Here is a 25653-nt window from a genome sequence, read left to right as displayed (position 1 = left end):
ATGTCCAGATTACGCCGGGCCGAGGAACTCCCCCGCCACCGCCGCGAACTCCTCCGGCCTGCTGCCGTGCACCCGATGCCCCGCGTCCTCGATGATCGCCAGGCGGCAGTCCGGGATCAGCCCGCACATCCGTTCCAGCGGCTCACGGCCGACATGGCTGGACGGCCCGCCGCTGATCAGCAGGGTCGGCGCCGTGATCGCGCCGAGCCGCTCCCACCACGCGGGGTCGGGCCTGCGGAGTTCGGCCATGATCGGATCGATCAGCCGCCAATCGAACGGCAACGGCTCGAACGGCTCCTGTGCGGGAGCCAACGGCTCCAGAGCCTCCAGCGGAGGCGGCGGGGTGTCCTCGACGACCAGCCGCCGCACGCGCCCGGGCAGCCTCTGGGCGAGCAGCACGGCGACCCGGCCGCCCATCGAATGGCCGACCAGGTCCGCTTCGTCCCCGAGGAGCTCGGCGACGCCGTCGGCCATCGCGTCGAGCGAGTAGTTCTCGACGTGGGCGCTGTCGCCGTGCCCCAGCAGGTCGACGGCCACGACACGACGAGCCAGGCGACCGGCGAAATCGTCCCAAGTGCCCGTATTGCTGCCAAGGGCATGCAGCAAGACGACGGGCACCCCACCGGACGGGCCGGTCTCCCGGAAGGCGAGCATCAGGCGCGCAGATGCGCCCGGTCCGGCGCGACGGCATGCCGCAGCGGCTCCCCGAGGACGAACCGCCGCAGCTCACCGGCCACGAGTTCGCCCATCCGGGCACGCTCGGCGCCCAGCGCGCCTGCCAGATGCGGGGTGAGCACCACGTTCGGCAACGTGTACAGCGGCGAGTCCGGCTCCGGCGGTTCGGGCCAGGTGACGTCGAGGATCGCGGTGAGATCGGGACGTTCGGCCAGCACAGGGACGACCGACGGCTCGTTGACGACGGCGCCGCGGGCGGTGTTGATCAGGGTCGCGCCGATACCCATCCTGGCGACCAGCTCACCGTCGACCAGGCCTTCGGTCTCCGGGAGCAGCGGCGCGTGCAGGCTCACCACGGGACACGTGGCGAACAGTTCTTCCAGGCCCACCAGCCGCACGCCGAGGCCTTCGGCGGTCGCCGGGTCGACGACGGGGTCGCTCGCGAGCACTTCCACGTCGAAACCGCGCAAATGCGACGCGACGAGAGCACCGATCTCGCCGAGGCCCAGCAGGCCGACGCGGGATCGGTAGGCGCCCGCGACCCGCGGATCCGGCGGATAGGCGCGCCGCTCCCGGATCTCGCGGGAGATGCGGTGCACCTGCTTGAGTCCTAAGAGGACCTGGGCCAGGGTGAACTCGGCGACCGGGACGGCGTTCGCGGCCGCGGCGGACACGATCGGCAGCTCGCGCGCCCAGAACTCGGGCGTGGTCAGCGGCCGGACCGAGCCGGCCGCGACGAGCACGGCCCGCAGGTCCCGCGCGTGTCCCAAAAGGACGGAGTCCAGCACCGGGGCACCCCAGCCGGACAGCAGGATCTCGACGCCTTCCAGTGCCGACGGGTCCTCCGCCAGCCGCTCTCGGGTGAGCGGCTCACGCAGGTCCACCAGCGTTTCGATCTCCTTCACCACGGCCTCGGGGTATACGTCGCCGCGGCGGCGTTCCTCCATCACGAGAAGTGCCGTCGGCCGGTGTTGCTGCTCGGTCATCCCTACCTCCGGCGGCGACCATACATCGGATGCTTGAGCCGGTCCACGCACGGCGAGTCCCGCGCAGAGGCAAACACGGGCGATTGAAATTCGTAATGATCGGACCATTGACCGGAGACCGGGAAAGCGCTTACCGTCCCCTCCGAGGTAGACAGCGTGGTCCACAGTGAACAGGAGAAGCGATGCGGAAATCGCGGTGGATCGGCGTGGGACTCACTGTCTCAGCGCTGGTCCTTTCGGGCTGCTCGGCAGGCCCCGCCGGAACGAACGTCGCGCAGGACACCAAGGCGCCGTTGGAACTGTGGACCCGGACGACCCCCGGCGGCGCCGGCGAACAGGCCACCAAGCGGCTCGCGGAAGCCTTCGAGAAGGCCACGGGATTCAAGGTGCAGGTCACCGCGATCTTCGACGACTTCGAGACGAAGCTCGCCCAGCGCGCCGCCCAGCGCGACCTGCCGGACATCGTGATGAACGACGTCACCCAGGTCGGCACACTGAAGAGCCAGGGTCTCGTGCGTGAGATCGAACAGGGCAAGATCAAGCACGCGTCGGAGCTCACCGAGCAGGCGCTGAAGTCCAACCAGACCCCGGACGGCAAGCTGTACGGCCTGCCCTACAGCGCGCAGGCTTCGGCACTGCTGATCCGCAAGGACTGGCGCGAGAAGCTCGGCAAGGGCGTCCCGCAGAGCTGGGCCGAACTGGCGGACCTCGCCAAGGCCTTCACCACCGGCGACCCCGACGGCAACGGGAAGAACGACACCGCGGGCCTGAACGCGACGCTGTCGACCAAGCGGGGTTACGCCTCCTGGTACTTCTCGAACTTCCTGTGGGCCGCGGGCGGCGACTTCATCACCGAAACCGGTGGCGGCAAGTACAAGCCGGCGATGAGCACCCCCGAATCCGTGGCCGCGGTGCAGTGGTTCCGCGACCTCGGCTGCAAGGACAACGTGATCCAGCCCGGTTCGGTCACCATGCCGACCCCGGCGACCAACGAGACCTTCGAAGCGGGCAAGGCCGGGATGTACGTCGTCGGCCCGTACCTGCTGCCGCGCTTCGACAAGTCGCTCGGCAAGGACAAGTACGAGGTCGTCCCGATGCCGAAGGGCGCCAAGAACGCCGACGTCCTCGCCGAGGGCCTGTCGATCTTCATGATGGCCGGTTCGCCGAACCAGGCCGGCCAGGACGCGTTCGGTGACTTCGCGATCTCGGCCGACGGCCAGAAGATCGGCATGGAAGGCGAGTCGGCCTTCATCGTGCAGCTCCCGGTGAACAAGAACGTCGACATCACCCAGGTCCGCTCCGACCCGCGGTGGAAGACCTACGCCGAGATCTACGCGAAGTCCGGCCACTACGCGCCGTCCATCCCGAACTGGACGCCGGTCCGCCAGGACACCGCCGACACGATCAGCGCGCTCGTCGCCGACTGCAAGCTCGATCTCAAGGCGGAACTGTCCAAACTCGACACCAAGCTCACCGCGACCTTGCAGCAACAGGGGATCAGCGCCTCATGACCGTAGATCACGCCAAGCCGGCGGCCGTCGGCGCGGACCGTCCCGCCGTGAAGCGGACGCCCGCGCCGAAGGCCCGCAGGCGCAGCGACCGCGACGGGAAGTGGTGGACGCCGTGGCTGTTCCTGGCCCCCGCCCTCATCCTGTTCGTGTACTTCAAGTTCATCCCGATGATCACCGCGGTGACGATGTCCTTCCAGGACGTCCAGCCGTATCTGGGCAACCAGTGGGTCGGCGGGCAGAACTACAGCACCGTCCTCGGTGACGAGGCGTTCCACTCCGCGATCTGGCACACCGTCGTGATCGCGGTCGGGCAGACCGCGGGGTCGATGATCATCGGTCTCGCGCTCGCCCTGCTGATGGAGGGCCAGAGCAAGCGGCTGAAGTTCCTGCGGTCGGCGGCCTTCCTCCCGGTGGTCGTGCCGATCGCGGTGGTCGCCGAGCTCTGGCGGATCATGTACCACCCGACCGAGGACGGGATGCTGAACTCCATCCTCGGCCTGGTCGGCCTTGGCCCGTCGGGATTCATCAACGATCCCGATTCGTCGATGATCTCGGTGATCATCACCGGGATCTGGCGCGGCGCTCCGTACGACATGATGATCTTCCTCGCCGGTTTGGCGGGTATCGACCGCGGCCTCTACGAAGCGGCCACTGTGGACGGCGCCTCGCGCTGGCGCAAGATCGTCCACGTGACGCTGCCGGGCCTGCGGTCGGTGTTCTCGATCCTGTTCGTCCTCGCGGCGATCCGCGGCCTGCGGGTGTTCACCGAGGTGTTCCTGCTGACCAACGGCGGGCCGAACGGCTCGACCGAGGTGGCGATGACCCTGATCTACAAACTCGGCCTGGAACAGAACCGGCTGGGCGTCGGTGCGGCGGGCGCGGTCCTGCTGTTCCTCGCGACGCTCGTGCTCACCCTGTTCGTCCAGGTGCTCCGACGGAGGCGAGACGCATGACCGCGGCCAACGATTCGGCGCTCGGCCTCGACGCCGTCAAATCGCCGGGCGGACGGATCCTGAAGTTCGTCCTGTACGCCCTGCTGCTCCTGGTGTTCGCCGGGCCGCTGCTGGCGCTGCTGGTCAGCGCGTTCAACGACGTCTCCGACCCGACGGCGCTGAGCGTCATCCCGTCGAGCCCCACCCTGGAGAACTTCGGCATCGCGTTCGACCAGGGCGTCGGGATGTACCTGCTCAACTCGTTCCTGGTGGTCGGCTTCGGTCTCCTGCTGCAGGTCGTCATCTCGGTCCTGGCCGGTTACGCGTTGGCGCGCAAGAAGTTCCGGTTCATGACCTTCGTGCTGGTCGCGATCCTGGCGACGCTGATGCTGCCGGAGGAGATCCTCGCGATCCCGCTCTCGCTGATCCTCTCGGATCTGCCCGTGGTGCACCTCAATCTGATCGGCAGCCTCGCCGGGATGATCGTGCCGCTGGGCGCGTGGGCGTTCTCGATCCTGGTGATGACCGAGTTCATGAAGGACGTCCCCCGCGAACTCGAAGAGGCCGCGCGGATCGACGGCGCCGGTGATCTGCGGATCTTCGCGCAGATCATCCTTCCGATGTGCAAGCCCGCGCTCGGCGTGATCGGCGTCTTCGGCTTCACCATGATCTGGGACCAGTACCTGCTGCCGTTGCTGGTGTCGACCGACGCTTCGACCTACACCCTGCCGCTGGCCCTGCGGACACTGCGGATCGACCCGACCGTCACCCCCGGCGTGATCATGGCGGCGTCGCTGCTGGCGCTGCTCCCCTCGGTCGCCGCGTTCCTGTTCTTCCAGCGTTCGTTCGTCCGCGGCCTCGCCTCGGGCGCGCTCAAGGGCTGACCCACCATCTGCAAGGAGCGATCCTGAAGTGAGTTCCACCGCCTGGTTCACCCACGACCGGTTCGGGATGTTCGTCCACTGGGGACTGTATTCGCTGGCCGCCCGGCACGAATGGGTGCAGAACCACGAGAAGCTGACCGACGAGCAGTACCGGGTCTACTTCGACCACTTCGAGCCGGACAAGTACGACCCGCGGTCCTGGGCGCGGGCCGCGAAGGCCGCGGGCATGACCTACGTCGTGCTGACCACCAAGCACCACGACGGTTTCTGCCTGTGGGACAGCGACCTCACCGACTTCAAGGTGACGAACACGCCGTACGGCAAGGATCTGCTCGGCCCGTTCGTCGACGCGTGCCGTGAGGAAGGCCTGAAGGTCGGCTTCTATCACTCGCTGATCGACTGGCACCACCCGGCTTTCCCCGTCGACGGCACCCATCCCCGCCGTGACGACGCGGAGTACATCGCGGCGCACCAGTACGCCGACATCGCCGAGTACCGGCTCTATCTCCACGGTCAGGTGCGCGAACTGCTCACCCGCTTCGGCACGATCGACTACCTGTTCTTCGATTTCTCCTACAAGGGCCGCAAGGAATGGTGGGGCGGCAAGGGGCCTGACGACTGGGACTCCCCCGGCCTGCTCGCGCTGGTCCGCGAACTGCAGCCCGGCATCCTGGTCAACGACCGCACCGGGATCCCCGGCGACTTCATCACCCCGGAGCAGTACCAGCCGTCCGGCCCGATGACCCGCGACGGTGTCCCCGTGGTGTGGGAGGCGTGCCAGACGCTGAACGGCAGCTGGGGTTACGACCGCGACAACCTCGACTACAAGAGCCCCGAGCTGCTCATCCGGATGCTGGTCGACGGCGTGTCCAAGGACGGCAACCTGCTGCTCAACGTCGGCCCGAACGGCCGGGGCGAGATCGACCCCCGCGCGCACGAGGTGCTCGCCGAGCTCGGCCGCTGGATGGACCGGCACGAACGCTCCATCCGCGGCTGCGGTCCCTCGGAGTTCACCGCGCCCGCCGACGGCCGCTACACCCAGCGCGGGAACCGGCTGTACCTGCACCTGTTCAGCTGGCCGATGAACCACGTCCACCTGCCCGGGCTCGCCGGGCGGGTGCGTTACGCCCAATTGCTCGACGACGCCTCGGAAATCCGGCAGGTGCACACGGATCCCGGGCAGACCGCGCAGAACACCCAGATGGGCGGGCAGCCGGAAGGCACGCTCACCCTGAAACTCCCCATCCGGAAACCGGACACCCCGGTCCCGGTGATCGAACTGTTCCTGAGCACGGAAAGCCCCGCCGCCGAAACCCGCCCCACCGATTGAGCACGGAGGCATCATGGATCGCAGAAGGTTCCTCAGCGGCGCCACCCTCGGCGCCGCGCTGATCACCGTCCCCTGGGTCACCGCGGGCACGGCGTCGGCCAAGCCGAAGCGGCTCTGCGCCCTGAACGTCGGTTCGCTGACCGAACTGCAGAACGCGATCAACCAGGCGGTCCCCGGCACCGTCATCACGGTGAACGACGGCGCGTACACCGTGCCGACGGGCAAACCGATCAGCATCAAGGGCAGGCGCGGCACGAAGGACCAGCCGATCACCATCGTCGCCCAGACCCGCGGCGGGGTGACGTTCAACGGCGAGCAGAGCTTCGTCTTCGACGACTCCACCGGCGTCACGCTCAGCGGGTTCAATTTCCGGCAGAGCACCACGCTGGAGATCCCGGCGAACTGCTCCCGGATCCGCCTGACCCGCAACGATCTCCAGTTCGCCGACCTCCCGGACCTGCACTGGGTGATGGTCCGCGCCGACTACAGCAAGATCGACCGCAACCACTTCCACCACAAGACGACGCTCGGTGTCATGCTCTGCATCGAGGGCGCGGACGACGACAAGATGGCGACCGGCGTCCACGTCGTGCGGAACTACTTCTCCGACCACACCTTCTCCGGCGACAACGGCGGCGAGCCGATCCGGCTCGGCGTCAGCCCGCGCGCGCTGAGCACGGCCGGTGCCACGGTGGAGTACAACCTGTTCGAACGCGCGAACGGCGACCCGGAGGCGATCTCGGTCAAGTCGTCGGGCAACTTCATCCGCAACAACACCATCCGGAACAGCCTCGGCGGCATCGTGCTGCGCCACGGCAACAAGACCGTCGTCGAATCCAACTTCATCCTCGGCGGCAAGGAAGGCATCCGGATCTACGGCAACGACCACAAGATCCTCAACAACTACGTCGCCGGGGTGTCCAGCACCGCACTGGTCGTCGGCAGTGGCTCCGTCCGTGACCACTTCCCGGGTGAATCGAAGGAATCACGGCGTGGCAACGACGCGGCGGACCGCGTGCTCATCGCGCACAACACGCTGCTGAACAACGGCGGCACACTCGCCGGCGAGACCAAACGGACGATCGAACCGCGCGACTGCACGATCTCCGACAACCTCTTCGTCAGCGGCAGCGGCGACCTGGTCGCGATGAGCACCACGGGCAACTTCACCTGGTCCGGCAACATCCTGTGGGGTTCGGGCGGGGACGGCAACATCCCGGCGGGCACCTTCCGCCGGGTCGACCCGAAGCTCGTGCAGGGCACCGACGGCGTCTCGCGGCTCGCCGCGGGCAGCCCGGCGATCGACGCGGCGACCCTCTCGACCGCGCCGGTCACGCTGGACATCGACGGTCAGGCCCGCGGCAGCCTGCGTGACGTCGGCGCCGACGAGTACTCGACGGCCGCCATCGCCAACCGGCCGCTCACCACCGCGGACGTCGGCCCCGCCGCTCCGTAGCGAGGCGGTCGACATCAGAGCCGGGCTCACGCCGGCGTCAGCCCACGCCGGCGTGAGCCCCACCGCACCACCGAGGAGGAACCATGGCGCAGCGTGCCGCGGGTTCGGCCACCCTGGCCGACGTCGCCCGCGAGGCCGGAGTGTCGCTCGCGACGGCGTCGAGGGCGCTCAACGGCGGGACCAGACAGGTCAGCGGCACCCTGCGCGAATCGGTGCTGCGGGCCGCGGAACGCCTGCAGTACACGGCGAACGTGCCCGCGCAGGCGATGGCCCGCGGTCGCGGCAACGTCGTCGGGCTGCTGGTGCACGACATCGTCGACCCGTACTTCTCCTCGATCGCGTCCGGCGTGATGCGCGTGGCCGCCCGGCACGGGCTGACGGTCACCATCGCGAGCACCGAGAACCATCCGGAGAAGGAACTCGAGTACGTCACGACGCTGCGCGGGCAGCGGGCGCGAGCGGTCATCCTCGCCGGGTCGCGCAACGAAGACAGTGCCCTGCAACGGAATCTGACCAAGGAGCTCAAGGCGTTCGAGGCCGCCGACGGCCAGGTCGTGGTGATCGGGCAGCGGAAGCTCCCCTTCGACACGGTCATGCTGGAGAACCGCGCGGGAGCGGCGGACCTGGCCGAACGACTCGCCCTGCTCGGGCACCGCGACTTCCTCGTCCTCGCCGGGCCGTCCGGCCTGCTGACCTCCCGGGACCGGGTGCTGGGTTTCCGTGACGGCCTCGCCCGGCAAGGCGTCCCCTTGCCCGAGAACCACGTGCTGCGCGCGGACTTCACCCGCGACGGCGGCTACGCGGCGATGGTGCGGGCGATCGAGAACGGCTTCCGCGGCTGCGTGTTCGCGGTCAACGACGTGATGGCCGTCGGCGCGATGGCCGCCTGCCGCGACCGCGGACTGCAGGTGCCCGCGCAGATCGCGATCGCCGGATTCGACGACATTATTACGTTGCGGGACATAAGGCCGTCGCTGTCCACTGTGCGCGTGCCGATCGAGCGCATGGGCGAACAGGCCCTCGACTTCATCCTCGACCACCGCGCGGACGGTCCCCGTGTCAAGCCGATCACCGGCGAGGTCGTGCTGCGGGAAAGCACTCAACCGTTGGAGGGAAAATGATCCGCCCGGGACTGTGTTCGGTGACGCTGCGACGGCTGGACGCCGACGAGGTCGCCTGTCGCGCCGAGAAGGCGGGACTGCAGGTGATCGAATGGGGCGCCGACGTCCATGTGCGCCCCGGTGACGACTGGGCGGCCGAGCGCGCGTTCGAGGCCATGGCACGGCACGGGCTGACCTGCGACTCCTACGGTTCCTACTTCCGCGCGACCCCGATGGAGGCCGGGAAGTTCGGCGAGATCGCCGCCACCGCGGTCCGGCTCGGTGCCTCGCGGATCCGGGTGTGGGCGGGGAAAGCGGGCTCCGAGGACGTCGACTCCTACGAGCGCGAGCAGATCGTCGCCGGGCTCCGCGAGGCCGCCGACGTCGCGAACGAACACGGTCTCGAAGTCGCGCTGGAGTTCCACGGCGGGACGCTGACCGACACCGCCGAATCGACCGTGCGGCTGCTCGAAGAGGTGGGTCGCGACAATCTCGGCACCTACTGGCAACCGCCGCAGGATCTACCGGACGAGCAGGCGCTGGCGGGGCTGGAACTGGTACTCGACCAGGTACGCGCGGTGCACGTGTTCTCGTGGTGGCCCAGCAACGAGCGGCATCCGCTGACCTTCCGGACGGAGCTCTGGACACGGGCCTTCGGCCTGCTCGCCAAGGCGGGGCGACCGCTCGACGCGTTGCTGGAATTCGTCCCGGACAACGACCCGGACCTGATCCCCGGCGAGGCCGACTCGCTGCGGAAGCTGATCGAGGCGGGCGCGTGAGGTTCACCGAGGCCGACCGCCTGCTGTTCGCCGGCGACTCCATCACCGATTCCAGCCGCGACCGCACCGATCCCGCGTCGCTCGGAAAGGGCTACGTCCGGCAGATCGCGGACCTCCTCGGCGACGGGCCGGAGGTGCTCAACCGCGGGATCAACGGCAACCGGATCTACGATCTCGAAGCCCGGTGGACCGCCGACGTCCTCGCCGCGCGTCCCACGGTGCTGACGGTGAAGATCGGCATCAACGACACCTGGCGGACGTTCGACCGCGGCCTGCCGAGCCCGATCGAGAAGTTCCGCGCCGCCTACTCCCGGCTCCTGGCCGGCGCGCGGCAGCATCTCCCGGCCGAGTTGTACGTGATCACACCGTTCCTGCTGCCGGTGGAGCCTGAGCAGCAGGAGTGGGTCGCTGATCTCGCGCCCCGCATCGAAACCGCGATCGACGTGGCGACCGAGTTCGGCGCGCGGCTGATCCGTGCGGATCTGTTCATGCCGCGCGCGGCCGCCGAGCACGGGGCGGCGACGCTGGCCCCGGACGGCGTCCACCCCAGCCCGCTGGGACATCGCCTGCTCGCCGAAGCCTGGCTCGCGGCCGCCGGGGCGCCGGTCCAGGAGGCACGGCTCCCCTAGCGGATACAGTTGCGTCCGTGAACCGGGATGCCGTCATTGCCGGACGTTACCGGCTGGAACGCGAGGTCGGCCGGGGCTCGATGGGCGTGGTGTGGCGGGCGCGGGACGAGCGGCTCGACCGCACGGTGGCGCTCAAGCAGATGCTGCCGGACTCCTCGCCGGACGGTGCGCCGTTCCGGTCGATCGTGCGCGCGATGCGGGAGGCCAGGGTCGCCGCACGGCTCAAGCATCCGCACGCCGTCACCGTGTACGACGTCGTGGAACAGGACGGAACCCCGTTCCTGGTCATGGAATACCTGCCGTCGCGGCCACTGACGGACCTCCTCGCGGACGACGGTCCGCTCCCCGCCGGCCGGGTGGCGGAACTCGGCGCGCGGATCGCCTCGGCGCTGGCCGCCGCGCACGAGGACGGGATCCTGCACCGCGACGTCACGCCCAACAACATCCTGATCACCGGCGACGGGAACGCGAAGATCGCCGATTTCGGCCTGTCCCACGCCACCGGCGAAGGGACCATGACCGGCGGCGGGCTCGTCGTCGGCACTCCCGCGTACCTCTCGCCCGAAGTCGCCGACGGTGAAGAGCCCGGCTATCCGTCGGACGTGTTCTCACTCGGCTCGACGCTCTACACCGTGCTGGAGGGCGCGCCGCCGTTCGGCACCGATGCCAACCAGATCGCGCTCCTCAAACGGGTCGCCCGCGGTGAGATCGTCGCTCCGCGCACCACCGGCCCGCTCACGGACGTCCTGCTGCGCATGCTCCGGCGCGATCCCGCGGAGCGGCCCGACATGGCCGAGGCCGAACGGATGCTCACGGCCGTCGCCGACGGCCGTCCGGCGATCCTGGCAGGCACCAAACGGCTTCCCGCGCCCGCCCGCCGGTCGCGTTTGCCGCTCGCCGTCGCGGGCGGTGTCGTGGTGGCGGGTGGTGTCCTGGCGGGGATCCTGCTGTTCGACGGTGACCCACCCGACGCCGTCGCCCCGGTGGCGGCGCCGTCCCCGCCGGCCGCGAAACCGGTGTGCGAAGCGCGTTACGAGATCGCCAACCGCTGGCCCGGCGGCTCGGAGATCCGCGTGTCGGTGCGCAACTCCCAGGACACCCGGCTCACCGGCTGGGAGGTCAGCTGGACGCTGCCACCCGGAACCCGCATCGCCAATCTGTGGAACGGTTCCCTGGCGCAGGACGGCGACCGGGTGCGAGTGTCCGAAGTGGACTGGAACGCGGTGCTTCCCGCCGGCGGGACGACCACGTTCGGCTTCATCGCGACCACCGAGGACGACGGCGGGGACGCGCCGGTCGCGGTGTGCCGGAGTTCCTGACCGAAATGTGACGCACTTCACGTCTGATTTGTCCGATTACCGGGGTCTCCCGCACCGGCATGCTGCGAGCGCGAAGTACTCGACAGCAAGGAGAACCCGTGGAATACCGGCGATTTCCCATGGCGCGCGCGGAAGACCGCCCCTTCGACCCGGCACCGGAACTGACGCGACGGGCCGAAGAAGACCCGGTGTCGCGCGTCAAGCTCTGGGATGGCGGCACACCGTGGCTGATCACCCGATACGAGGACGTGCGGACGGTCTTGGCCGATCCTCGGGTCAGTGTCGACGCCACCTGTCCCGCCTTCCCGCACACCAACGCGGTGAGCAAGGCACGCGACACGACGATGAAGACGTTGATGCAGATGGACGCACCGGAACACACCGTCCAACGACGGCTGCTGAGCCCGGAATTCACGATCGAGAAGATGGCGGCCCTGCGGCCCCGGATCCAGCGGATCGTCGACGACCTCATCGACGGGATGCTCGACGGTCCCCAGCCGGTGGATCTGGTGGCGGCGTTCGCGTTGCCGGTCCCCACTCAGGTGATCTGCGAGCTGCTCGGCGTGCCCTACGCCGACCGCGGTTTCTTCCAGGGCGTGGCGCACACGCTCGTCATGGATGAGCCCGATCCAGGGAAGGCCGTGGCCGCCAGTGAGGATCTGAACGGCTACCTGGAACAGCTGGTGGTCCGCAAGAACGCCGAGCCCGGCGAGGACCTGCTCAGCACGCTGGCCGTCGAGCAGTTCAGGACCGGCGCGATGACCCCGCGCGAGATCGCCACCTTGGGCCAGCTCCTCCTGGTGGCCGGACACGACACCACCGCGAGCATGATCGCCTTGGGCACGGCCGCACTCCTGGCGAACCCGGATCAGCTCGACCTCGTCCGGGACGGCGATCCCGCGCGGGTGGCCGGCGCGGTGGAGGAACTCCTGCGCTACCTCTCCATCACCCACACCGAAGCGCGTCGCGTCGCGCGGGAGGATCTGGAGATCGGCGGCAGGCTCGTCCGCGCGGGCGAGGGCATCGTCGCGGTGAAGAGCACGGCCAACCGGGACCCGGCCGCCTTCCCGGATCCGGATTCCGTCGACGTGCGGCGCGAGGCCCGCCATCACGTCGCCTTCGGCCACGGCAGGCATGTGTGCCTCGGCGCGCCACTGGCCAGGGTGGAACTCCAGGTCGTCTACGGCACTCTCTTCCGCCGCATCCCGACGCTGAAATCAGCCATCCCGTTGGAAGAGCTGAAGTTCGACGAGAACGCGGTCTTCTACACCGTGCGGGAGCTGCCCGTCACCTGGTGAGCCCGGTCGGTCGATGCCCGCGCGTTGAGCCGCACCGGAACTTCGATCCGGCGCGGCTCGCCGCCGGGCCCCGTTCCCTCGACGAGGTCCATCAACGCCGTGGCCGCGCGGCCACCCACCTCACGCGGATGCACGAACATCCCGGTCACCTGCGGCGAAACGAGCCGGAGCGAACCACTGTCGACCGCGCTGCAGATCCCGAGCTCGCCGGGGATCGCGAGCCGTCGGCGGCGGGCCTCGTGCAGCACCCCGAGGGCGAGGTTCTCCGACGTCGTGAAGACGGCGTCCGGACCGATCCGCCGGTCGAGCAGCCTGCCCAACGCCTCCGCCGTTCCTTCGGTGGTCGGCGGCTCGTCGATCTCGGCCACCACCGGCTCCCGCCCCCGGTCCCGCATCCAGCCGGTGTAGCCCGCCACCAGATCCGCCGCGTACGACCGGCGGGTGTCGGTGGTGATCATCGCCGGCCGCTCGTAACCGTTGTCCGCCAAGTGATCCAGCATCTTCCGGGCGGCCGCGACCAGGTCGTTGTCGACGACGACCGGCACCGGGCACGGCGCCGCCATCGGCCGTCCGACGGTCACCAGTGGGCGGTCACGGCACCAGCCGGACGCGAAGAAGGGCTCGTCCCCGCGGGGATCCACCAGGATCGCGCCGTCGACGGCGAAGGCGTTCAGCCGGTCGAGGTCGGCGTCCGTCGGAGCCAAAAGCAAGCCGTACGACCGTTTCGACGCGGCTTCGGCCGCCCCGTTGAGCACTTCGAGGAAGTAATCCGAATTGGGCACGAGCGCGCAGGCACTGCTCGCGTCGACCGAGTTCGCGAGCTGGATCGCCAGGGTGCGGCTGCGCCGGGTGACCAGCTGCTGCGCGTGCACACTCGCCTGATAGCCGAGGTCGGCCGCCGCCCGCGCGACGCGCTGCCGGGTCTGCTCGGAGATCCGTCCCTGCCCGCTGAGCACGTGGGACACAGTGGTGATCGAGACCCCCGCGGCGGCGGCGACGTCACGGATGGTCGGCGACACTCAGGCCTCCACGGGCGGTCCCCAGACGCGGTTCGGCCGGTCGGTGTCCAGCCGATAGTCGGTGACGTGGGCGTCGCCCAGCCTACGACCGAGGTCCTCCGCCGCCGCCAACGGCCGGGCGGGATCGCGCTCCACCTCACCCCGGCTGTTGCCGACGCCGACCACGATCCCGGCGAGGTCCTGGCGCAGGTACCGGGTGAGTTCCTGGAACTGGGCCTCGAGGCCGAGTGTCGCGCCGCGATAGCTCTCCTCGCAGGAGATCAGTACCGCGGCACGTTTGCCCATCAACCCCGGCACGACGTCGGCGGTATGCGGCGAACTGCCCGAGGTGTAACAGAAAAGCCGGTCGAAGAAGGATTTGAGTCGTCCGGTCATGCCGTACCAATGCAGCGGTGTCGCGTACACGATCGCGTCCGCCGGGAGCACACGATCGAACAGCAGGCGCTCGTAACCGTCCCCGATGCCGCAGGACCGGTCGCTCAGCCGGCAGTCGCGGCAGTCCCCCAGCGGCGACTCGACGGAATCGGAGAGCCGGGCGAAGTCGACCGTGTGCCCGGCTTCCTCCGCTCCTTTGCCCAAAGCCTGCGCGAGAGCCCAGGAGTTGCCTTCACGACGCGGGCTCGAATCGAGCACCAAGACCTTCACGTGGTTCTCCCCGGAGAGACTGCAAAAACGCTTTTGCAGTCTCTCCGGGGAGGGTTTCACCTGTCAAGCGACCGAGGTCAGGCGACCTTGGCGGCCGCCGCGAGGATGACCTCCGCGACGACGTCCGGCCGCGAGACCGAGACGGCGTGCGAAGCGTCGACCCTGGTGACCTCCGAACCGGCACGGTCGGACATGAACGCCTGCGCGGCGGCGGGGATCGCGTGGTCCTGCTCGGCGATCAGCGCCCACGACGGCAGGTTCTTCCACGCCGGCTCGCCGTCGAACGGGGTGCCGAGCGCGCGCTCGGTGACCGGGCGCTGGGTGACCGCCATGACGTCGGCGATCTCCGTGGGGACGTCGGCCGCGAACACGTCCGAGAAGTTCTCGGGCTTGATCGACAACTCACCCTGGGAAGCCAGGACGTTCGTGGTGTCCGGGCCGAGCTTGCCGCCCTCGAACCGGCCGGACAGCTCGAACACGCTCTCCCCCGCCTCCGGCTGGAAGGCGGCGATGTAGACGAGCGCCTTGACGTTCGGCGCGGTGGTGGCCGCGCGGCTGATCACGACGCCGCCGTAGGAGTGCCCGGCCAGCACCACGGGGCCGTCCACACCGTTGACGACGTCGGCGACGTAGTCCCCGTCGGACTCGATCCCGCGCAGCGGGTTCGACGCCGCCAGCACTCGATAGCCCTGCTCACGCAGCTTCGGGACGACGCCGTTCCAGCTGGACGAGTCGGCGAAAGCACCGTGGACCAGGACGATGGTGGGCTTCTGGTTGCTCATTGCTGCTCCTTCAGAGCCAGGGAGAATGATCGGTCTTTCTGCCTCAACCATGCTGCCCCCGGATGCCTTCCGCAACGTGACGAAGGCGACCTGGTGGAATGACCGTTCTTTCTCTAGAGTTGAAAGATGCCGACTGTCGACCGGGACGTACACCCGAAGATCCGGCTGCTCGAGACAGCGTCGCGGCTCTTCTACGCCGAGGGCATCCATGCCGTCGGCGTGGAGCGCCTGGTCTCCGAAGCGGCCGTGACCAGGGCGACGTTCTACCGCCACTACCCCACCAAGGACGACCTCGTCGCCGCCTACCTGAGCACCACCAGCGAACGGATCCGCGCGGGTGTCGGCGCGGCGACGCAAGGGAAGCCCGCCCGCGAAGCACTGCTCGCCGCACTGGGCATCATCGGCGACCGGACGCTCGACGACGACTTCCGCGGTTGCCAGTTCCTCAACGCCGCCGCCGAATACCCCGATCCCGCACATCAGGTGCGGCAGGTCATCGACGACCACCGGAACTGGTTCTTCGGCGTGCTCCGCGGCCTGGCGCGCGAGGAGGGTCATGCCGACCCCGACCACGCCGCCCGCACCCTCGTCCTCCTCCGCGACGGCGCGCTGCACGGCGGGAACCTCGACGACCCCGAGACCGTGCGGGCCACCCTGGCGCGGGCCGTGGCCGACGTCGTGGACTGAGCTTCATCGCGTCTTCTCGACGGTCGTAACAAGTGCTACCTTCGCGGGAGGGGGCACGGCCGGACCGAGGAGCGGCGACGATGAGGCTTTCTCCCAGCGCGCATGTCGACCCGTTCTGCCGCGACCGGCTGCCTCCCGCCGATCAGTGGCCGGAGTTCGTCTTCGCCCTGCCGGAACTCCGTTATCCCGACCGGCTGAACGCCGCGACCGCACTGCTCGACGACACCGTCGCACGGTTCGGCCCGGGCCGGCCCTGTCTGCTCTCCCCCACGGAAACGTGGACATACGGCGAAGTCCTGGCCCGCGCCAACCGTGTCGCCCACGTCCTGGTCACCGAATTCGGTGTGGTCCCCGGCGATCGCGTACTGCTGCGGGGTACCAACACGCCGTGGCTCGCGACGGTGTGGCTCGCCGTGCTCAAGGCGGGCGCGGTGGCCGTCACGACCATGCCGATGCTGCGGCGGACCGAACTCGACAAGATCGTCGCCCGCGCGAAGCCCGCGCTCGCCGTCTGCGACGAGCGCCTCTTGGACGAACTCCCGCCCGATCTGCCCGTCGTGGCGTACGGGACGGAACTCGCCGCCCGTGCGGAACCGCATCCGGCGACGTTCGCCGACGTCCCGACCGCGGCCGACGACGTCGCCCTGCTGGCGTTCACGTCCGGCACGACGGGCTCCCCGAAGGCGACGATGCATTTCCATCGCGATCTGCTCGCGATCGCCGACACGTTCTCGCAGCATGTCGTGCGCCCGACGTCCGACGATCTCTTCTGTGGCACACCACCGCTGGCGTTCACCTTCGGCCTCGGCGGCCTGCTGGTCTTTCCCTTGCGCGCCGGGGCGGCGACGTTGCTCGTCGAACGCGCCACTCCGGCGGAACTCGCCGCCATCGTCGCCGAGAAGAGGGTCACGGTCCTCTTCACCGCTCCGACCGCGTACCGCGCGATCCTGAACGCCGGCGACGGCCGGCTGCTGGCCGGAGTGCGGCGAGCCGTCTCCGCGGGCGAATCCCTTCCCGCTCCCGTGGCCGAGCAGTACCGGGAGATCGTCGGGCGGCCGCTCATCGACGGGCTCGGCAGCACGGAAATGCTGCACGTGTTCATCTCCGCCGCCGACGACGACGCGCGCCCAGGCGCGACCGGCAAGGTCGTACCCGGCTACCAGGCGGCCGTTCTCGACATCGACGGTTCGCCCGTACCGGACGGCACACCCGGGTTCCTGGCGGTACGCGGCCCCACCGGCTGCCGCTACCTCGAAGACCCGCGCCAGCGGGACTACGTCCGTGACGGCTGGAACTTCACCGGCGACACTTACGTGCGCGACGCCGACGGCTACTTCAGGTTCGTCGCGCGCAGCGACGACATGATCATCTCGTCGGGCTACAACATCGCCGCCCCGGAGGTCGAAGAGGTCCTGCTGACCCATCCGGACGTGGACGAATGCGCCGTGATCGGCACACCGGACCCGGATCGCGGTTCGGTCGTCACGGCGTTCGTCGTCCCGCGGCCCGGTATCGAGCCGGGTGCCGATCTGGTCCGGGCCCTGCAAGACCATGCGAAGGCGACCGCGGCGCCGTACAAGTACCCGCGGCGCGTGCGGTTCATCGAGGAGTTGCCGCGTAATGCGAGCGGGAAGCTTCAGCGGTATCTGTTGCGGGAATTGTGATCCACGCTCACGCCATGAACACGAGCAGAGCAGTGACCTGGGAAGGCTTCTACAACACCAGAGATCTTGGCGGCTTGCCGACCAGGTCGGGCCGTGCGACTCGCTACGGCGCCTTCTTCAGGGCGGCCGATCTTCGTTTCGTCACCGACGAAGGTTGGTCCCAGGCACGACAATCCGGTCTCCGGACCATTGTCGATCTGCGCAACGCCGACGAGATCCGGCCGGCGACGACAAAGTCCCCGAACGGCTTCGACCGCATCGAAGTACCCCTCGACGACATCGAGGACACCGAGTTCTGGCACCACATCGACAAGGAACGACTCAACGGAAGCCCGCTCTACTACCGTCCCTTCCTCGAACGGAAAGCCAGCCGATGCGCGGCCGTCATCACCGCGCTCGCCCAGTGCGGACCCGGCGGTGTCCTGTTCCACTGTGGCGCGGGCCGAGACCGCACCGGCCTGATCACCCTCCTGCTGCTGGCGCTGGCCGACGTCCGCCCGGAGGCCATCGCAGCGGATTACGACCTGTCCACCGAGGCCCTGAAACCCTTGTTCACCCTGATGGGCGCCGAGGACCAAGGACCGATCATCCAGTCCGCCCTCGCCGACCGCGGCACGACGACTCAAGCCGCCGTCCTGAGCACCCTCGAGGGCCTCGACGTCGAGCGATATCTCCTCGCCGGCGGTGTCAGCAATACCGACCTCGACGGCATTCGCAAGAGACTTCTGGAATCACGCTACGACTAATTGTGACAACAGGCGCCAGGTGGACATCGTCTATGGCCGCTGGGGCCACATCTTGCGGTGCATGTCGCTACCTGTCGGCGGGGCGCAGCCCCGTCACAGGCCCTCGACGGTCGGTTCTTGACCGCACGGGCCATGATTCGTCGGTGGCCAGTGAAGAGTTGGTGTAAGTCGAGTTGCCCGACGACGAGCGCGAAGTGCTGCGTCGGGGAATGGCCGAGTGGGGCGGCCCGCGAGCTGCACTGAAGAGCTCGCAGTGGCGATGGGCTTCAGGAGTGTGGCGGATCTATTGGAAGACGGGCGTCGGCTTCGGGCGGCATTGGACGCCAGCGAGGTGTTCGGATCTGGCCTGGATTGGTCGATCACGACAGCCTTCTCGGACGAGCAGACGGTCAAGATTCCGCGGCGGCTGCAAAGATTATCTCCCGCAGATGCCAACTATAATCCACAAATTAGAACGATTTTAGAGAATCTATTTCACATTCGCACACTTGTTCGATGTGCGATATTCTTGTGGGGTGTCCGGACAACGAATCCTCGAACCGCCGCAGGAGTTGTGGCGTGCCGGTGCGCGGGAGCTCGCGCACGGTGTGGTGGAGCGGTTGTCGGTGGCACGGCAGGCGTTGGCGGAGGTCGGGCAGTTCCTGGTCGAGATCGAATCCCGCGGCCCGATGGAACTGTTCGGCCACGGCTCGACCGCGGGTTGGTTCGCTGAGACCGCGCGGGTCAGCCCGAACGAGGCCCGTGACACCGTGGCCCGGGCGTTGGCGGTGAACGAGAGCCGGAACCTCGACGGCACCCCCGCCCCTGCTTTCGCGCCGATCGCCGGAGCCGCGGCGGCGGAGGGCGACCTGGGGCATCAGCAGCTGGATCCGATCCTCGCGGTGCTGAAGAAGATCCCGGCCGACGCCTCGGCCGATGACCGGACCGGCGCCGAGCAGATCCTGGTCACCCTGGCCCGCCACGCCGGGCCGCAGGAGATCACCAACGTCGGCGCCGACCTCTTGGCCCATCTCGACCCCGACGGCAACGAACCCAAAGACGAAGACCTGAAACCCCCGTCGCGCGAGGTGCATCTGCACAAGCGTGACGACGGGTGGTGGCGGCTCAACGGCCTCCTCGACCCCGAGTTCGGGGCCCGCGCCAACGCCCTGTTCGAAACCTGGGGACAGCGAAGACCCGTCGACGAAGACGGCAACCGTGATCCGCGCACCCCGGGCGAGCGCAACGGGGACGCACTGTTCGACGCGATCCATTACGCGATGACCAACGACAAAGCCCCCACCCTCTCCGGAGACCGCACCACCGTCGTGGTCACCATCCCGCTGGACACACTGACCTCGGGGCTGGGGGCGGCCTGCGTGGACGGGGTCGCGCAGATCACCGCCCGGCACGCCCGCATGCTGGCCTGCGACGCCAAAATCATCCCCGCCCTCCTCGGCACCGAAAGCGAACCCCTCGACATCGGCCGCGCCGCCCGCAGCGTCACCCCCGCCCAACGACGCGCCTTGAACCTGCGCGACCACGGATGCGCATTCCCCGGCTGCCGACGAAGACCCAAACACTGCGAAGCCCACCACATCCTCCCGTGGGGACAGCTCGGCGACACCGACCTCAACAACCTCTGCCTGCTCTGCCGCTACCACCACATGGTCATCCACGGCCAATCCGGCTGGACAGTCCACATCACCAACGGACGACCCGAATTCATCCCACCGCAATACCTCGACCCGCTCCAAACACCCCGCCACAACCACCGCTGAACCCGAGGAAGCCCGCCGACCACCAGGCGACGGGCCCCTCGGCATGCCCGGACACCGCGCGAAGCCATAGCCTCGTTCTGTCACGCCGAGAGGAAAGGCGCCCACCCCGACAGGACCCCAGCACGCGCCGGAATTCACCGGATCCCGCGCCGTCGATTCGCCGCGACCAGCGCGACAATACTGAGCGACGCGGTCGCCAAAAGGTAATAACCGGGCGAAACCGGCGATCCGGTGGCCGCGATCATCGCGGTCGCGATGGTCGGCGTGAATCCGCCGAAGATCCCGACGGTGGCGTTGTAGGCGAACGAAAGCCCTGTCGCCCTGGTGTGGGCCGGGAAGACGTCGGCCATCACCGAAGGAAGTGCGCCGAAGTAGGTCGCCTTCAACAGTCCCAGGATCGTCATCGTCACCGTGAGGGTCAGGAACGACGGCGAGGTGGTGACCCACAGGTACAGCGGCACGACGCCGGCCCCGATCACCGCCGCCGCCCCGATCATGATCCGGATGCGGCCGTGCCGGTCGGTGAGCAGTCCGACGATCGGCGTCACGACGGTCAGGATGGCCGCGGTGATCATCAGAGCGACGAACGACAGCGAGTCGTCCAGGCCGAGGTTCTTGATCGCGAACGTCGGCAGCGACTGCAGGATGAAGTTCAGCGAGGTCGAGACGACCAGCGCTCCCCCGGCGATCAGCAGACCGCCCCACTGGAACCGGAACAGCGTCCGGACCGGCGTCGACGTCGGCTGTTTCCCTTGAGCGGCTTCGGGTTCGTCGACGTGACGCCGGATGTAGTAGCCGACCGGGCCGACGAGCAGCCCGAAGACGAACGGGATCCGCCAGCCCCACGACGTCATCGCGTCGGCGCTGAGCGAAGCGGTCAGCCCGGCGGCGAACCCGGCGGACATCAGCGTCGCGAAACCCTGGCTGGCGAACTGGAAGCTACCGAGGAAACCCTTGCGGCGATCGTCCTGTTCGATCAGGAACGACGTGGCCGCCCCGAATTCCCCGCCCGCGGCGAATCCCTGGATCAGCCGCGCGACGATCACGCCGACCGGCGCGAGGAAACCGATCGTCGCGTACCCCGGCATCACCGCGAGCAGGAACGTCCCGATGACCATCAGCCAGATGGTCAGTACCAGTGCCTTCTTGCGGCCGAACCGGTCGGCGTAGGCGCCGAGCACCAGGCCGCCGAGCGGGCGCACGAGGAACGTGATGCCGAAGACGGCGTACGCCTGGACGAGCTGCACGGCGGCGTTCCCGCCGGGGAAGAAGGTCTTGCCGATGTAGGCCGCCATCAGCGCGTACACGCCGAGGTCGAACCATTCGAGCGCGTTGCCGATGGTCGCCGCGGCGATCGCACGCCGCGTCGACGACGGCGTACGGGGCTTGGCCACCGTCTGGTCGGTCGTCATGCCTCCTCCCCGCGCCGTCCGAGCACGTGGAACAGCGCCGTGGCGAGGACGAGCCCTTCCCGGGCGATCGGCGCGAGCAGGTGTTCGTCGGGCGCGTGCTGCAGGCACCCGGGATAGGAGTGCGGCAGCCACAACGTCGGGAGGCCGAGCAGGTCGGTGAACACATGGTTCGGCAATCCCCCGCCGAAGCTCGGCAGGATCGCCGTCCGCTGCTCGGAAACCTCGTCGAGCACGCTCTTCGCCCAGCCGACCCACGGGTCGTCGACAGGCGTGCGGCTGGCGACGAAGCTGCCCTCCGCGGTCACGTCGACCATCGAAAACCCGTTCGCGGCAAGATGTTTCGTGATCGCCTCGCCCACGCCGTCGACGTCGGTCCCCGCGACGTAGCGCAGTTGCAGCATCGCCCGGGCGCGGCCAGGGATCGCGTTGACCGGGCGGTCGATGTCGGCCGCACCGAGCGAAAGGACTTCGAGCGTGTTCCAGCCGTACAGCCGCTCGGCCGCGGTCAGGCCGGTGTCGCCCCAGCCGTCGTCCAGCGCCGGATCGCCCGGCTTGTTCCCGATCTCGAGGCCGGCGAGCGCCGCACGGACGCTGTCCGGGAGCTCGGGCGGCAGGAGTTCCGGCACTTGGACGCGGCCGTGCCCGTCGACGAGAGAGGCGATCGCCCCGGCGAGGGTGGTGGCCGGATTACGCAGGACACCACCCCAGTTCCCCGAATGGTAGGCGTCAGGCCGGAGATCGACGTCGAGCGCGATCCGGACGCTGCCCCGCGCACCGAGGAACAGCGTCGGCGTCGCCGCGTCCAGGCGCGGACCGTCGGACGCGATGAGGACGTCGGCGCTCAGCGCCTCCCGGTTCGCCTCGACGAACTCGTCGAGCCCGGGCGAGCCGATCTCCTCCCCGGTCTCGAACAGGAACTTGAGGTTGAAACCGAGCGAGCCCGTTTCGGCAAGGAGGAGCCTGAGCGCCGTCAGGTTGACCAGGTGCTGTCCCTTGTTGTCCGCCGAGCCGCGGCCGTACCAGCGCTCGCCGTCGGCGGTCAGCGTCCACGGGTCCCGGCCCTCGCTCCACCGGCCTTCGTGCCCGTCGACGACGTCGGCGTGGCCGTAGCACAAGAGGGTCGGCAGCTCCGGGCGCTCGATACGGGTGCCGATCAGGAACGGGCCGCCGTCCGGGTCGGGGTTCGGGTAAGTCTCCACGGAGCAGCCGAGCGCGGTCAGCGCCGGGGTCAGCACCTCGTCCAGGTATGCCTTGATGGCAACGCGGCCGCTCGGATGGTCGCTCACCGTCGGATATCGGACGAGCTCGGCGAGCTCGTCGAAGAACGCGCCGGAGTCGACGTGCTCGTGGGCCTTCGTGACCAGTTCCGCTGGGATCACCGCGTTGTCTCCCGATTCGCTCGTCGAGTGTCGCAGAGGAGCGTAAGTCGGTTTGCGTACCCTGACCATTGCCGTTTACCGTGCTCCGCGTTCTCATTGCGGCAAACCTGTGGAGCCCCTGATGCGACTACTGCCGATCGCGCTGACGTACTTCCTCGAAGTCGCCCGCACCGGTTCGGTATCCGAGGCGGCGACGGAACTGACGGTGGCCCCCTCGGCCATCAGCCGTCAGATCGCCAAACTCGAAGCGGGCATCGGGGTTCCGCTTTTCGTCCGGCATCCGCGGGGCATGGTGCCGACCGAGGCCGGGACCCGGCTGCTGGACCACGTCCGGCGCAGCGAGGCCGAATCCGCCGTTCTCGTCGACGAGCTCCGCACCGGCCGCGGGCTGCACGCCCGGTCCCTGACGGTCGCCTGTTCCGAGGGGTTCGCACGCCGCGTGGTCCCGCAGGCCATCGCCGCGTTCCGGCGCGATCACGCCGTCTCGTTCCACATCGACGTGGTGACCAGGGACGAGGCGACGCGCCGCGTCCTCGAAGGCGCGGCCGACGTCGCCGTCACGTTCGCGACCGGGCCTCAGCACGGCGTGCGCGTCGAGAGTGCCGTCGTGGTCCCGGTCTACGCGATCGTCCCGCTCGATCATCCGCTGACCAGCCGTGACGCCGTCGGGCTCGCCGAACTGTGCGAGCATCCGCTCGCGCTGCCGGCGCCGGGGCAGAGCCTGCGCGACCTGTTCGACATCGCCGCGCGGATCGAGGATCTCACGGCGCATCCGGTGCTGGAGTGCAACGAACTGAGCCCGAAGTACGAGTTCGTCCGCTGCGGCGGCGGGATCGCCCTGGTCGGCGGGCTGGGTGACATCGAGCAGGACGCGGCCACCGAAGGGGTCGCCTACGTGCTGCTCGACAACGCCGTGTTCCGCAAACGCGAAGCCCAGGTGCAAACCATGGCGGGGCGGACGTTGTCCTTGGCCGCCATGCGGTTCACCACGCTGCTGACGTCGTTCGTCCGCCCTCCGGTCAGCCGATCAGCACTCCCGGATTGAGGATTCCCGCCGGGTCGAGCGCCGTCTTGGCGGCGGTGATCGCGGCGGCGAAGGGGTCGGGACGCTGCCGGTCGTACCAGGGCCGGTGATCGCGGCCGACGGCGTGGTGATGGGTGATCGTGCCGCCGTGGCTCGCGATCGCCTCGGAGACGGCGGTCTTGATCTCGTCCCACTGGGCGACCGTGCTCCCCCAGCGCCCGGCGGCGTAGATCCCGTAGTAAGGCGCTGGGCCGTCGGGGTACACGTGGCTGAATCGGCACGTGACGACACCCGCGCCGCCGCACACCTCGTCGATCGCGGCGCGGGCCGCCGAGGTGATCACGTCGTGGAACTCCGGGAAGCCGTCCCACGTGCACGCGGTTTCGAAGGTCTCCACGATCAGCGAGCGGCGGGCCAGCGCGTCGCGTTGATAGGGCATCCGCAAGAAAGAGGACCGCCAGGCCGATGCGCTGTCCTGCCCGGCGGAATCCTTGCTGCGCCGGGCTTTCACGACACCGCCGTGACCCGCGGTCAGTTCGAGCGCACGGTCGAGCCAGGTGTCGACCGGGTGATCGGCGGATTCGAACGCGACCAGCAGGAGGCCGCCGCCCACACTCGCGCCCGCGTTGATGAACGCCTCCGCCGGGTCGAGCAGACGGCAGTTCGACGGGTACAACCCGGACTGCGCGATCGCGCGGGTGGCGGCGACGGCGTCTTCTTGCCGTTCGAAGGTGACGGACGCGGTCACCTGCCAGACCGGACGGTCCTGCAGGCGCATCCAGGCTTCGGTGATCACGCCGAGCGTCCCCTCGGAGCCGAGGAACATCCGGTCCGGCGAGGGGCCGGCGCCCGATCCGGGCAGGCGCCGCGATTCGCTGATCCCGGCGGGTGTGACGACGCGCAGCGATTCGGTGAGATCGTCGATATGCGTGGCGAGGGTGGCGAAATGCCCGCCCGCGCGGGTGGCGAGCCAGCCGCCGAGCGTGGAATGGGCGAACGACTGCGGGAAATGCCGCAGGGTCAGCCCCAACGGGCGAAGCCGGTCTTCCAGCGCCGGTCCGAAGATCCCGGCCTGGATCCGCGCCGCGCGGCTGACCGTGTCCACTTCGAGCACCTCGCCGAGACCGGCCAGATCCATCGAGACCGCGGGGCCGTCGAACCGCGGTTCGACCCCGCCGACCACGGAACTGCCGCCACCGTAAGGAATCAGCGGGATCCCGGAGGCCGTGCACCAGTCCAGGAGGTCGACGACGTCCTGTTCCGTACGCGGGCGGGCGACCAGATCCGGGACGTGGTCGAGCCGCCCGAGCAGATTGCGGACGACGTCGCGGAACGCCTTGCCGCGTGCGTGGGACAACCGGTCGACCGCTCCGTCATTGCACAACGCGGCGAGCGTCGCGGGCGGCCGGATCCTCGGCGCCGGGAGGTCGAGATCCGCGGGGTCCGGCGGCGCGTGGTCGGTGAAGTCGTGGCCGGGCAGCACACCCGAGGTGCGGGCGACCAGCGCGTCGGACTCTTCCTTGGACAGTTCGCCGTCGGTGGTGCCCCAGCCCCACCACGAACGCTCCTCGGCCGGCATCGTCGCCTCCGTTCGATCTGACTCTCTAGTAAGTTACTCATCGGTCAGTTACCGTGT

The 25653-nt window shown here is 68.9% G+C and carries 22 protein-coding genes and 1 pseudogene; 15 read left to right on the top strand and 8 right to left on the bottom strand.

The annotated features are described in order from the left end of the window. Positions 1-9: 9 nt before the first annotated feature. Positions 10-654, bottom strand: a complete 645-nt coding sequence (locus tag AMK34_RS01950; RefSeq protein WP_073842505.1) for an alpha/beta fold hydrolase — start codon at positions 652-654, stop codon at positions 10-12. Beyond that, positions 654-1661 (bottom strand): hydroxyacid dehydrogenase, encoded by a 1008-nt coding sequence (locus tag AMK34_RS01945; RefSeq protein WP_073842503.1) that lies wholly within the window; start codon positions 1659-1661, stop codon positions 654-656. Before AMK34_RS01945 ends, AMK34_RS01950 begins: the two co-directional genes overlap by 1 nt. Positions 1662-1843: 182 nt before the next feature. Here AMK34_RS01945 and AMK34_RS01940 point away from each other — a divergent pair, with 182 nt between their 5' ends. The 10 genes and pseudogenes from AMK34_RS01940 (at position 1844) to AMK34_RS01895 (ending at position 12899) form a co-directional block, all read left to right on the top strand. Beyond that, positions 1844-3172, top strand: a complete 1329-nt coding sequence (locus tag AMK34_RS01940; RefSeq protein ID WP_073842501.1) for a sugar ABC transporter substrate-binding protein — start codon at positions 1844-1846, stop codon at positions 3170-3172. After that, the gene (locus tag AMK34_RS01935) at positions 3169-4125 is read left to right on the top strand and encodes a carbohydrate ABC transporter permease (protein WP_037336805.1); all 957 of its coding nucleotides are present in this window, start codon (positions 3169-3171) and stop codon (positions 4123-4125) included. The genes AMK34_RS01940 and AMK34_RS01935 overlap by 4 nt, the downstream gene beginning before the upstream one ends. Continuing rightward, a complete protein-coding gene (locus tag AMK34_RS01930) occupies positions 4122-4988 on the top strand; it encodes a carbohydrate ABC transporter permease (RefSeq protein WP_037336802.1) in 867 nt (288 codons plus the stop codon). The genes AMK34_RS01935 and AMK34_RS01930 overlap by 4 nt, the downstream gene beginning before the upstream one ends. A 25-nt stretch (positions 4989-5013) precedes the next feature. After that, positions 5014-6318, top strand: a pseudogene (locus AMK34_RS01925) (alpha-L-fucosidase); the annotation flags it as partial. Positions 6319-6331: 13 nt separating this feature from the next. Then, positions 6332-7774: a polysaccharide lyase 6 family protein gene (locus tag AMK34_RS01920; protein WP_073842497.1), complete on the top strand. Its 1443-nt coding sequence runs from the start codon at positions 6332-6334 to the stop codon at positions 7772-7774. Positions 7775-7857: 83 nt separating this feature from the next. Continuing rightward, positions 7858-8895, top strand: a complete 1038-nt coding sequence (locus AMK34_RS01915) for a LacI family DNA-binding transcriptional regulator (protein WP_038514604.1) — start codon at positions 7858-7860, stop codon at positions 8893-8895. Then, positions 8892-9653 (top strand): sugar phosphate isomerase/epimerase family protein, encoded by a 762-nt coding sequence (locus tag AMK34_RS01910; protein ID WP_174492035.1) that lies wholly within the window; start codon positions 8892-8894, stop codon positions 9651-9653. Before AMK34_RS01915 ends, AMK34_RS01910 begins: the two co-directional genes overlap by 4 nt. After that, positions 9650-10282: an SGNH/GDSL hydrolase family protein gene (locus AMK34_RS01905; protein WP_073842495.1), complete on the top strand. Its 633-nt coding sequence runs from the start codon at positions 9650-9652 to the stop codon at positions 10280-10282. Before AMK34_RS01910 ends, AMK34_RS01905 begins: the two co-directional genes overlap by 4 nt. A 17-nt stretch (positions 10283-10299) precedes the next feature. Beyond that, positions 10300-11601, top strand: coding sequence for a protein kinase domain-containing protein (locus tag AMK34_RS01900; protein WP_073842493.1), 1302 nt, complete (start codon positions 10300-10302; stop codon positions 11599-11601). Between the two features lie 59 nt (positions 11602-11660). After that, positions 11661-12899 carry a cytochrome P450 gene (locus AMK34_RS01895; RefSeq protein ID WP_073842491.1) on the top strand — a complete coding sequence of 413 codons (1239 nt, stop codon included), beginning with the start codon at positions 11661-11663 and terminating at the stop codon, positions 12897-12899. Here AMK34_RS01895 and AMK34_RS01890 read toward each other — a convergent pair. From AMK34_RS01890 to AMK34_RS01880, 3 genes are all read right to left on the bottom strand, one after another. Beyond that, a complete protein-coding gene (locus AMK34_RS01890; protein ID WP_073842489.1) occupies positions 12866-13918 on the bottom strand; it encodes a LacI family DNA-binding transcriptional regulator in 1053 nt (350 codons plus the stop codon). The genes AMK34_RS01895 and AMK34_RS01890 overlap by 34 nt on opposite strands. Further along, positions 13919-14563, bottom strand: a complete 645-nt coding sequence (locus AMK34_RS01885; protein WP_073842487.1) for a flavodoxin family protein — start codon at positions 14561-14563, stop codon at positions 13919-13921. A gap of 77 nt (positions 14564-14640) precedes the next feature. Beyond that, a complete protein-coding gene (locus tag AMK34_RS01880) occupies positions 14641-15345 on the bottom strand; it encodes an alpha/beta fold hydrolase (RefSeq protein WP_073842485.1) in 705 nt (234 codons plus the stop codon). Between the two features lie 126 nt (positions 15346-15471). On the opposite strand from AMK34_RS01880, the gene AMK34_RS01875 reads away from it, so the two are divergent. The 4 genes from AMK34_RS01875 to AMK34_RS01860 all read left to right on the top strand — a co-directional run bounded on the left by AMK34_RS01875 (position 15472) and on the right by AMK34_RS01860 (position 20202). After that, the gene (locus AMK34_RS01875; RefSeq protein ID WP_073842483.1) at positions 15472-16032 is read left to right on the top strand and encodes a TetR/AcrR family transcriptional regulator; all 561 of its coding nucleotides are present in this window, start codon (positions 15472-15474) and stop codon (positions 16030-16032) included. 80 nt (positions 16033-16112) lie between these two features. After that, positions 16113-17696 carry an AMP-binding protein gene (locus AMK34_RS01870; protein ID WP_073842481.1) on the top strand — a complete coding sequence of 528 codons (1584 nt, stop codon included), beginning with the start codon at positions 16113-16115 and terminating at the stop codon, positions 17694-17696. 14 nt (positions 17697-17710) lie between these two features. Next, the gene (locus AMK34_RS01865) at positions 17711-18442 is read left to right on the top strand and encodes a tyrosine-protein phosphatase (RefSeq protein WP_073844507.1); all 732 of its coding nucleotides are present in this window, start codon (positions 17711-17713) and stop codon (positions 18440-18442) included. Between the two features lie 515 nt (positions 18443-18957). Beyond that, on the top strand, positions 18958-20202 hold the full coding sequence (locus tag AMK34_RS01860; protein ID WP_073842479.1) for an HNH endonuclease signature motif containing protein: 1245 nt from the start codon (positions 18958-18960) through the stop codon (positions 20200-20202). Between the two features lie 134 nt (positions 20203-20336). Here the strand turns inward: AMK34_RS01860 and AMK34_RS01855 are convergent, their stop codons facing one another. Both AMK34_RS01855 and AMK34_RS01850 read right to left on the bottom strand, forming a co-directional pair. Then, positions 20337-21614 (bottom strand): MFS transporter, encoded by a 1278-nt coding sequence (locus tag AMK34_RS01855; RefSeq protein ID WP_073842477.1) that lies wholly within the window; start codon positions 21612-21614, stop codon positions 20337-20339. Next, the gene (locus tag AMK34_RS01850) at positions 21611-22993 is read right to left on the bottom strand and encodes a M20 family metallopeptidase (RefSeq protein WP_073842475.1); all 1383 of its coding nucleotides are present in this window, start codon (positions 22991-22993) and stop codon (positions 21611-21613) included. The genes AMK34_RS01855 and AMK34_RS01850 overlap by 4 nt, the downstream gene beginning before the upstream one ends. 121 nt (positions 22994-23114) lie before the next feature. Between AMK34_RS01850 and AMK34_RS01845 the strand changes: the two genes are divergently transcribed. After that, complete coding sequence (locus AMK34_RS01845; protein WP_073842473.1) at positions 23115-24038, top strand: LysR family transcriptional regulator; 924 nt, start codon at positions 23115-23117, stop codon at positions 24036-24038. On the opposite strand, the gene AMK34_RS01840 is transcribed toward AMK34_RS01845, so the two are convergent. Beyond that, a complete protein-coding gene (locus AMK34_RS01840) occupies positions 24013-25596 on the bottom strand; it encodes an FAD-binding oxidoreductase (RefSeq protein WP_073842471.1) in 1584 nt (527 codons plus the stop codon). The two genes, AMK34_RS01845 and AMK34_RS01840, sit on opposite strands and share 26 nt — an antisense overlap. Positions 25597-25653: the final 57 nt, after the last annotated feature.

This window comes from Amycolatopsis sp. CB00013 (genome assembly GCF_001905755.1).
GTDB classification, from domain to species: domain Bacteria; phylum Actinomycetota; class Actinomycetes; order Mycobacteriales; family Pseudonocardiaceae; genus Amycolatopsis; species Amycolatopsis japonica.
The sequence above is the reverse complement of the archived record's forward strand: the minus strand, read 5'-3'. Positions and strand labels throughout refer to the sequence as shown.